The organism is Isoptericola sp. NPDC057191, assembly GCF_042670225.1.
GTDB lineage: Bacteria > Actinomycetota > Actinomycetes > Actinomycetales > Cellulomonadaceae > Isoptericola.
Map to the genome: position 1 here is coordinate 1 of NZ_JBHUWC010000169.1, position 8,995 is coordinate 8,995.

Consider the following 8,995-nt stretch of genomic DNA (forward strand, 5'->3'; position numbering starts at 1 on the left):
GAACCTGAGGTTCCGGGCCTTCTCGTCGGGGTGGAGCTGAGGGGACTCGAACCCCTGACCCCCTGCATGCCATGCAGGTGCGCTACCAGCTGCGCCACAGCCCCGAGAACCGACTCTCGCGACCGCGAACGGTCAGGCGATTCGTCTGATTCGGTGCGTTCCTCCGGGCTTGCGCCCCTCGGAACGTCGATATCTTAGGCAGACTTCGGGCCAGGTTCCAAATTCCAGTCCGGGCCCGCCTGCCACTGGTCCAGCGGATACCCCGCGCCCACGTTGTGCGCGACGAGCCGCCACGCCGGGACGGCCCCCTCCCCTGCCCGGTGCAGGTGCGACCAGTGCACGTTGTGCATGCCCGCCAGCCCACGCCACGTGGTGGGGTCCAGGCCGAGCAGCGCGGTGACCGCCAGGGAGATGGCGGCGCCGTGGGAGACCACCACCAGGGTCGCGTCGTCGTCGAGCTCCGCCGCGTGCTGGGCGACCACCTCGGTCATCCGTGCCGCGACCTCGGCCTTCGTCTCCGCGCCCGCGCCGGCCGGCTCGGCACCGCGGCGCCAGGCCGCGTACTCCTCGGGCCAGCGCGCGGAGATGTCCGCGCCCGTCAGCCCCTCCCACTCGCCGAAGCCGCGTTCGCGCAGCCGCTCGTCCGTCTGCACGGGAGCTCCGCCGAGCGCCTCAGCGTAGGCGGCCGCCGTCTCGCGCGCCCGGCCCAGGTCGGAGGACACGATGCGCGTCGCCCGGTGCGACGAGGCGAGGGCAGAGCCGCCCTCCGCCGCCTGCCACCGGCCGACGTCGTCGAGCGGGATGTCGATCTGTCCCTGCAGCCGCAGGGTGGCGTTGTACGCGGTGCGCGCGTGACGGAGCAGGACGACGGTGCCCGCGGTCACCGCTCGTCGCCCGCGAGACGGATGGTGCCGTCGCCCGTTCCGTCCCCGTACTCGGCAGCCGCCGCCGCACCGTCGCCGCCGCGCGCGTCCTCCGGCAGGTCGATCGCCGGGCAGTCCTTCCAGAGCCGCTCCAGCGCGTAGTACACGCGGTCCTCGGCGTGCTGCACGTGCACCACGACGTCGCCGAAGTCCAGCAGCACCCAGCGCGCCTGCGCCTTGCCCTCGCGACGGATCGGCTTCGCCCCGGCGCGGATCATCGCCTCCTCGACCGCGTCCACGATCGCCGAGACCTGGCGCTCGTTCGTGCCGGACGCGATGAGGAAGACGTCCGTGAGGACGAGCTGCTCGCTCACGTCGAGCGCGATGATCTCCTGCGCCTTGCGGTCCGAGGCGGCCCGAGCGGCGGCGATCGCCAGCTCGACGGCGCGGGGGGTGGCGGTCATGCGGCGGCTCCGGGGTGGGATGTGGTGAGCGAGAGGGTGGCCGCGGGCGCGGCCGAGTCCGTGCTGAAGCTCTTGTCGTCCGGACCGGCCAGCAGCAGCTTCCAGACCAGCAGACCGAGCACGAAGGCGACCACGACGAGCACGATGTAGTGCAGCCAGGTGTACGACGCCTCCGGCTCGTCCCAGTCCTCCTCGTCGTCCTCCTCGACCTGGGGGGCGGCCGAGCGCGCGCGGACGGGCTGCTCGGACGCGACGAGGGCGTCGAACGGGGACGCGGCCGTGCGCTCGGGGCCGGACGGGGTCGGGGACCCGAGCGCGGGCCGGGACGGCTGCACCGCGGCGGGACGGTCCGCCGGCGGGGTCGACGGCGTCGCCCAGGGCAGCGGCGGCGCCGCGGCGGCGGGCGGCGCGCTCGCGGGAGCGGAGGGCGCGGCCGCACGCGCCGACGGGGCGGACGTGGGGGCCGAGGTCGTGCCGAACGGCGAGTCGGTGCCGCTGGCGGCGAACGGCGAGCGTCGCACGGGGCCGTCGGGGCGCGGGGCGACCGAGGCGGGCGGCGTCGCCGCGGGCGGCGCCGAGGTCGCCGGCGACGACAGGGGCGGCAGCGTCATCCCGGTCGCGGCCGGACCGTACGAGGGCGCACCGGGCGACGCCGTGGGCGAACCGAAGTCGCGGCGGGACGAGGTGCGGGTGGGGGGCGCCGCCGGGCCGCCCGGCGCGGCGGGCCGCGGCGCCGGTGCGGGCGCGACCGCGCGCGACATCTCGCCGGTGGGCCGCTGGATCGGCGCGAGCCGTCCCGTCTCGTCCAGCCCTCGCACTCCCGCCGACGCCGACGGGGGGCGCACCATGGGCGCCGGCGACGGGGCGGGAGCCGCGGGGCTCTGCTCGCGCAGCGAGCGACGCGACGGCGCGCTGGTCGCGGGGCCCGTGGCGAACCGGGACGCGGGCGGGGCACCCGCGGCCCCGGCGGGCGCGCCGAACGGGGAGGGCGCGGCAGGACGTCCGTAGTCGGCACCGGCCGGGTGCGGGGCGGCCGGTGCCGGTGCGGCGGCGCTCTGCGCTGCTGCGGCGGCTGCAGCCTGCTCCCGCTCGCGGATCTCGCGGCGTGTCAGCGGGCGGGACGGGGTGTTGTCACTCATCGAGACCTCGATACAGACCGTGCTTGGCGATGTACTGGACCACGCCGTCCGGCACCAGGTACCACACTGGTTGACCGGCCTGCGCCCTGCGACGGCAGTCGCTCGACGAGATCGCCAGCGCCGGGACCTCCAGCGTCGTGACCCCGTCGTGGGGCAGGCCGTCCACGGTGAGCTGGTGCCCCGGCCGCGTGACAGCGACGAAGTGTGCCATCTCCCACAGGTGCGCGGCATCCTTCCAGGTGAGGATCTGCTCGATCGCGTCCGCGCCGCTGATGAAGAACAGGTCGGCGTCGGGGCGCTCCTCGCGCAGGTCCCGGAGCGTGTCGACGGTGTACGTGAGCCCCGGCCGGTCGATGTCCACGCGGCTCACGGTGAAGCGCGGGTTCGACGCCGTCGCGATCACCGTCATGAGGTAACGGTGCTCCGCCGGCGAGACGCGCTGGTGCTGCTTGAAGGTCGGCTTGCCGGTGGGGACGAAGACGACCTCGTCGAGATCCAGCAGCGCCGCCGCCTCGGAGGCGGCGACCAGGTGCCCGTGGTGGATGGGGTCGAAGGTGCCACCCATCACGCCCAGGCGCGGACGGCGCGGCTGCGACGACGGCTCGTTCACGCTGGCCGGACGGCGCTCGTCAGTGGCGGTTGGACACGTTGCGGAAGGCGTACGTCACCAAGAGCGCGACGACCAGGCCGCCGAACGCGAGGAGTCCCATCGCGATCGGGGGGATCGTCTCGGCGTGCTCGGTGGCCTCCTGGGCCACCTGAACGGCGGTGTGCAGCACGGGTTCCTCCTGTGCGTCGTGGGTGCGGCAGGTGCGATCGGGGCCCAGTCTCTCACGCGGCGCGGGCGGTGCGGACGGGCGTCGGAACGAAGGTCAGGGCCGGACGTGCCCGTCCCCGTGCACCACCCACTTGGTGGTCGTCAGCTCCGCCAGCCCCATGGGCCCACGGGCGTGCAGCTTCTGGGTCGAGATGCCGATCTCGGCGCCGAGGCCGAGCTGGCCGCCGTCCGTGAACCGCGTCGACGCGTTCACCATCACGGCGGCCGAGTCCACCTCCGCGACGAACCGCTCGGACGCGGCCAGGTCACGGGTGAGGATCGCCTCGGTGTGCCCGGACGACCAGGTCCGGATGTGGTCGATCGCGTCGTCCAGCGAGTCGACGACGCGCACGGCGAGCTCCAGGGCCAGGTACTCCGTCGCCCAGTCGGCGTCCGTCGCGGGGAGCACCTCGACCGACTCCGGCGCGAGCGCCACCACGCGGTCGTCGCCGTGCAGCACCACGCCTGCCCCGCCGAGGGCGGCGAGCGCCGCGGGCAGGAAGGCCACCGCGGCGTCGGCGTGCACGAGGAGCGTCTCCGCCGCGTTGCAGACCCCCACCCGCTGCGTCTTGGCGTTCATGACGATCTCGACGGCGGACGCGACGTCCGCCGACGCGTCCACGTAGACGTGCACGTTGCCGACGCCCGTCTCGATCACCGGCACCGTCGACGACTCGACGACGGTGCGGATGAGGTCCGCACCGCCGCGCGGCACGAGCACGTCCACCAGCCCCCGCGCCTGCATGAGGGCGACGCCGCCGGGGCGGCCGTGCGCGTCGATGGTCTGGACGAGGTCGGCGGGCAGCCCCTGTGCCTCCAGCGCCGCGCGCAGGACGTCGACGATCACCGCGTTGGACGCGGCCGCCGCGCTGCCGCCGCGCAGGATCACGGCGTTGCCGGACTTCAGTGCGAGGCCGGCCGCGTCGACGGTCACGTTGGGCCGTGCCTCGTAGATCATCCCGACCACACCCATGGGCACCCGCAGCTGGCGCAGCCGCAGGCCGTTCGGGAGCGTCTGGCCGCGCACGACCTCGCCGACCGGGTCGGGCAGGCCGGCGAGCTCGCGCAGCGCGTCGGCGATGGCCCCCACGCGCTGCGGGTCGAGCGCCAGGCGGTCGAGCAGCCCGTCGGCGAGGCCGCGTTCGCGGCCACGAGCCAGGTCGTCCGCGTTGGCGGCCACGATGCGGTCGGCGGCGTCCTCGAGGGCGGCGGCGAGACCGCGCAGCGCGGCGTCCTTCGTCGCGCGGGTCGCGGTCGCGAGCGTGCGCGACGCCACCTTCGCCCGCCGCGCGACGTCGTGCACCGCGCCCGTGACGTCGGTGCCCTGGTCGCTGCCGGCGGCCTGCTCGGAGAGGGTCGTGGTCATCTCCCGAGCGTACGACGCCGCGCCGCGCGGCAGCAGCCCCCTCTCACCAGGAGGGACGCGGCGCGCGCGGGGGCACGAAGTGCGTGAAGGCGGGTGCGTGGTCGAAGGTCTGCAGCGTGACGACCTCGAACGTGGCCCGGTAGTCCGGGCCGAGCGCGTTCGCGGCGCGGTCGAGCAGCCGCGGGGCGAGCGACGGCCACCGTCCCGTGTCGATCCGGCGCTCCAGCGTGCGCAGCGCCACGAGCTCCTCACCGAGGTTGACCGACAGGTGCGCCCCGCGATCGACGTACAGGCTGCGCAGCCGTGCGGGGTCGCCCACGGCGCGCACCCGCTGCGCGAAGGACCGCTCGCCCGACGGCGGCGCCCCGCCGTCGCCCGTGGTGTGCAGGGTCAGCACGGGCGACGGCGTCGTGCCCTCGGGACGGTGGGCCACCATCGCCGCCCGGGCGGACGGGTCCGCCACGATCGGGGTGGCTGCCTCCAGGGCGGCGAGGTCCGCACCCAGGTCCAGGCCGGCGGCCGCGTAGGCCGCCCGCACGCCCCCGGCGTCGCCCGACCGCGCGAGCCGGGTCCGCAGCCGCGTCAGGTCGGTGCTGCTCGGGTTGCCGCCGAGCGTCGTCTCGAGATGGACGCGGGCGGTCGGGCCCAGCCCCATCGTGTAGGCGCCGATCAGCCACTGTGCCTGACCCCGGGCCCACGCCTCCACGCCCTCGGGGCGCGGCTCGTTCATCTCGTACCAGCCGGTCACGGTGTTGAGGGAGGCGATCAGGGAGATCCGGGCACGGCCCTGCGGCGTCTCCGCCGCCGCGGCGAGCGCGGCGACCAGCGCGTCGCGGCTGGCCTGCGGGTCTGCGGCGTGGACGAGCTCGATCGGCTTCCCGTGGGCGTCGGTGCCGTCGGTGAGCAGCTCACGCGTCGCGACGTTCATGTCCAGGATGGCGTCGAGCTGGCCCACCCAGTCGATGACGCCGCCCACGGTGAGCACGCCGTCGATCCGGTCGGGCTCGACCTCGGCGTGCTTGACCGCCGTCACGGCGCCCATCGACTGGCCGTACGTGATGGTGCGGGCCGGCTCCCCCACGTGCGCGGAGAACCAGTCCAGGAGGCGCGACTGGTCGGCGACCGCCGTCGGCACCGTGAAGTCCAGGCCGTCGTTCTGGAAGAGCGAGGCCGCCACGGCGTACCCGTGGTCGGTGAGCGTCTTCTCGCTCAGCTGCTGGTTGCCGAGCACGTGCGGCGCGGGGAAGCCGCCGAAGAACTCCGACGGGTAGTGCCCGTGGCTGAACAGCACCAGGGTGCCGTTCCACCCCTGCGGGACCAGGACGCGGTAGCGGGCGCCCGCGAGCTCACCCGAGTACTCGGTCGGCGGGGCCGGAGCCGGTGCGGTGGTCGGCACGGGGCGGGGCGTCGCCGTCGCCGGGGCGGCGGCGAGACCCACCAGGGCGAGCGCCGTCGAGGTGACGGCGGCGGTGACGGCGGCGATCACCGTCGTGGTGACGGTGGCTGTGCGGTGGTGGGCACGGGCGCGGTGCGGTCGACGCATGGGAGCCTCCTGGGGCCAGGGGCACGCACCGGTGCGCGCCGCTCCCCTGTCGACGCCGCGTCGGCGCCGAACTCATCGCCCGCGGGTCGGGCGGTGCTCCAGCACGAGGTCGTCGCGGTGCACGATCTCGCGGTCGTACCCCTCCCCGAGCGCGGCGCGCAGGTCGAACGTGGAACGGCCGAGCAGCCCGGGCAGCTCGCCCGAGTCGAACGCGACGAGGCCGCGGGCGAGCACGACGCCGTCGGGCCCGACCAGCTCGACCGGGTCGCCGGCCTCGAACGACCCCTCCACCCGGGTGACCCCCGCCGGCAGGAGCGACGCCCGGCCGCCGAGCACGGCGCGTGCGGCACCGGCGTCGAGGTGCAGCCGGCCGTGGGACTGGGCGGCGTGCGCGATCCACAGCCTCCGCGCCGTCGTGCGACGCCCGGTCACCTCGAAGAACGTGCCGACGTCCTCGCCGGCCAGCGCGGCGGCGACGTGCACCGCGCTGGTCAGCACCACCGGCACGCCCGCCCCGGTCGCGATCCGTGCGGACTCGAGCTTGGTGACCATCCCGCCCGTGCCGACGGCGCTGCCGCGCGCGGTGACCTCCACCCCGTCCAGGTCGGCCAGGTCGGCCACGTGCGGGATGCGCCGGGCACCGGGGCGCGACGGCGGGGCGTCGTGCAGGCCGTCGACGTCCGTGAGGAGCACCATCGCGTCGGCGCGCACCAGGTGCGACACCAGCGCCGCGAGGCGGTCGTTGTCACCGAAGGTGAGCTCGTCCGTCGTCACGGCGTCGTTCTCGTTCACGACCGGCACGACGCCCAGCGCGAGCAGCCGCTCGAGCGACCGTTGCGCGTTGCGGTACCGCGACCGCCGCACCGTGTCCTCCGCGGTGAGCAGCACCTGGCCCATCTGCAGGCCGTGCGCCGCGAACGCCTCCGTGTAGCGCGCCACGAGCTGCCCCTGCCCGAGCATGGCGGCGGCCTGCATGGTCGCGACGTCGCGCGGCCTGGCGCTCAGGCCGAGCGGGCCGATGCCGGCCGCGATCGCCCCCGAGGAGACGAGGACGACCTGGCCGCCGTCCGCCACGCGCGCCGCGAGCACCTCGACCAGCGCACGCAGGGCCGTGAGGTCGAGACGCCCGTCCGGTCCCGTGAGCGAGGACGACCCGATCTTGACGACGACGCGGTGGGCGTCCGGCAGGCTGGCGCGGGAGGTGGCGGCGTTCACCCGCGCATTCTCGCTCTCGGCGCGGTCAGGCGTCGTCCGGGTCCGTCCAGTGACCCGATTGGCGCTCGGTCCACAGCTCGCGTCGGGCCTCCGTCTTGGCGTCCATGCGCTCCTGGTGCTCGCGACGCTTGTCGCCGCGGGTCGGGCGGGAGCTCTCGTCGAGCCGCAGGTCGGTGCCGCGCGCGCCGAGCAGCTCGGGGCCGGTGCTGAGCGTGGGCTCCCAGTCGAAGACGACGGCGTTGGTCGGGTCGCCGATGCGCACCTCGTCGCCGGCGACGGCGCCCGCCTTGAGCAGGCGGTCCTCGACACCGAGCTTGGCGAGCCGGTCCGCGAGGAAGCCGACGGCCTCGTCGTTGTTGAAGTCCGTCTGCCGCACCCAGCGCTCGGGCTTGGACCCGCGCACCTCGTAGTAGACGCCTTCATGCTCGCGCCGCGCCGTGACGGTGAAGCCGGCCTCGTCGACCGCCTTCGGACGCAGCACGACCCGCGTGGGCTCGGGCGGCGGCGCGGCCGCGCGGGCGCGCTCCACCAGCTCGCCGAGCGCGAACGTCAGCGGCCGCAGCCCCTCGTGGCTCGCGGTCGACACCTCGAAGACCCGCAGCCCGCGCGCCTCCAGGTCGGGACGCACGAGCTCCGCGAGCTCGCGGGCCTCGGGGACGTCGATCTTGTTGAGGACGACGAGGCGCGGCCGCTCGGTGAGCGGCACCCGGCCGCCCTCGATCCCGAGGTCGCCGGAGTAGGCGGCCAGCTCGGCCTCGATGACGTCCAGGTCGCTCAGCGGGTCGCGGCCGGGCTCGAGCGTGGCGCAGTCGAGCACGTGCACGAGGACGGCGGTGCGCTCGATGTGCCGGAGGAACTCCAGGCCGAGGCCCTTGCCCTCGCTCGCGCCGGGGATCAGGCCCGGCACGTCGGCGACGGTGAAGCGGGACTGGCCCGCCTGCACCACGCCGAGGTTGGGCACGAGGGTGGTGAACGGGTAGTCGGCGATCTTCGGCCGCGCGGCGGAGATCGCCGCGACGAGGGACGACTTGCCGGCGCTCGGGTAGCCGACGAGCGCGACGTCGGCGATCGTCTTGAGCTCGAGGACGACCTCCCGCTCCTCGCCCGGCTCACCGAGCAGGGCGAATCCGGGGGCCTTGCGCTTCGGGGAGGCGAGGGCGCGGTTGCCGAGTCCGCCCTTGCCGCCCTGCGCGACGACGAACTCCGCGCCGGGGCCCACGAGGTCCGCCAGCACGTTGCCCTCGCGGTCCTTGACGACCGTCCCGTCGGGCACGCCGAGCACGAGGTCGCCGCCGTTGGCGCCGTCGCGGTCGTCGCCCATGCCCTGGGTGCCGTTCGTGGCACGCCGGTGGGGCGAGTGGTGGTACTCGAGCAGCGTCGTCGTCTGGGGGTCGACGACGAGCTTCACGGTGCCGCCGTCGCCGCCGTTGCCGCCGTCGGGGCCGGCGAGGGGCTTGAACTTCTCGCGGCGGATGGACGCGACGCCGTGGCCGCCGTCACCGCCCACGGCGTGCAGCACCACGCGATCGACGAAGCTGGCCATGGTCAGATCCTCTCAGGCAAAGCGACGAGGGGCGCACCACAACGG

Annotated in this window: 9 protein-coding genes and 1 tRNA gene; all 10 read right to left on the minus strand. The window is 75.2% G+C overall.

The window, feature by feature from the left end; translation table 11 throughout:
* Positions 1–31 precede the first annotated feature (31 nt).
* The 10 genes from ACFT55_RS16625 to obgE all read right to left on the minus strand — a co-directional run bounded on the left by ACFT55_RS16625 (position 32) and on the right by obgE (position 8,950).
* Positions 32–104, minus strand: a tRNA-Ala gene (locus ACFT55_RS16625).
* Positions 105–194: 90 nt separating this feature from the next.
* Positions 195–884 (minus strand): histidine phosphatase family protein, encoded by a 690-nt coding sequence (locus ACFT55_RS16630; RefSeq protein WP_380244953.1) that lies wholly within the window; start codon positions 882–884, stop codon positions 195–197.
* Positions 881–1,327 (minus strand): ribosome silencing factor, encoded by a 447-nt coding sequence (gene rsfS / locus ACFT55_RS16635; protein WP_380244954.1) that lies wholly within the window; start codon positions 1,325–1,327, stop codon positions 881–883. The genes ACFT55_RS16630 and rsfS overlap by 4 nt, the downstream gene beginning before the upstream one ends.
* A complete protein-coding gene (locus ACFT55_RS16640) occupies positions 1,324–2,466 on the minus strand; it encodes a hypothetical protein (RefSeq protein ID WP_380244955.1) in 1,143 nt (380 codons plus the stop codon). Before ACFT55_RS16640 ends, rsfS begins: the two co-directional genes overlap by 4 nt.
* Positions 2,459–3,076 (minus strand): nicotinate-nucleotide adenylyltransferase, encoded by a 618-nt coding sequence (nadD, locus tag ACFT55_RS16645; RefSeq protein WP_380244956.1) that lies wholly within the window; start codon positions 3,074–3,076, stop codon positions 2,459–2,461. The genes ACFT55_RS16640 and nadD overlap by 8 nt, the downstream gene beginning before the upstream one ends.
* 19 nt (positions 3,077–3,095) lie before the next feature.
* Positions 3,096–3,245, minus strand: coding sequence for a hypothetical protein (locus tag ACFT55_RS16650; RefSeq protein WP_380244957.1), 150 nt, complete (start codon positions 3,243–3,245; stop codon positions 3,096–3,098).
* Positions 3,246–3,338: 93 nt separating this feature from the next.
* Positions 3,339–4,649 carry a glutamate-5-semialdehyde dehydrogenase gene (locus ACFT55_RS16655; RefSeq protein WP_380244958.1) on the minus strand — a complete coding sequence of 437 codons (1,311 nt, stop codon included), beginning with the start codon at positions 4,647–4,649 and terminating at the stop codon, positions 3,339–3,341.
* Positions 4,650–4,692: 43 nt separating this feature from the next.
* On the minus strand, positions 4,693–6,192 hold the full coding sequence (locus tag ACFT55_RS16660; protein WP_380244959.1) for an alpha/beta hydrolase family protein: 1,500 nt from the start codon (positions 6,190–6,192) through the stop codon (positions 4,693–4,695).
* Positions 6,193–6,264: 72 nt separating this feature from the next.
* Positions 6,265–7,407 carry a glutamate 5-kinase gene (gene proB / locus ACFT55_RS16665; protein ID WP_380244960.1) on the minus strand — a complete coding sequence of 381 codons (1,143 nt, stop codon included), beginning with the start codon at positions 7,405–7,407 and terminating at the stop codon, positions 6,265–6,267.
* 25 nt (positions 7,408–7,432) lie between these two features.
* Entirely contained in the window at positions 7,433–8,950 is a 1,518-nt protein-coding gene (obgE, locus tag ACFT55_RS16670; protein ID WP_380244961.1) for a GTPase ObgE, read from the minus strand.
* Positions 8,951–8,995: the final 45 nt, after the last annotated feature.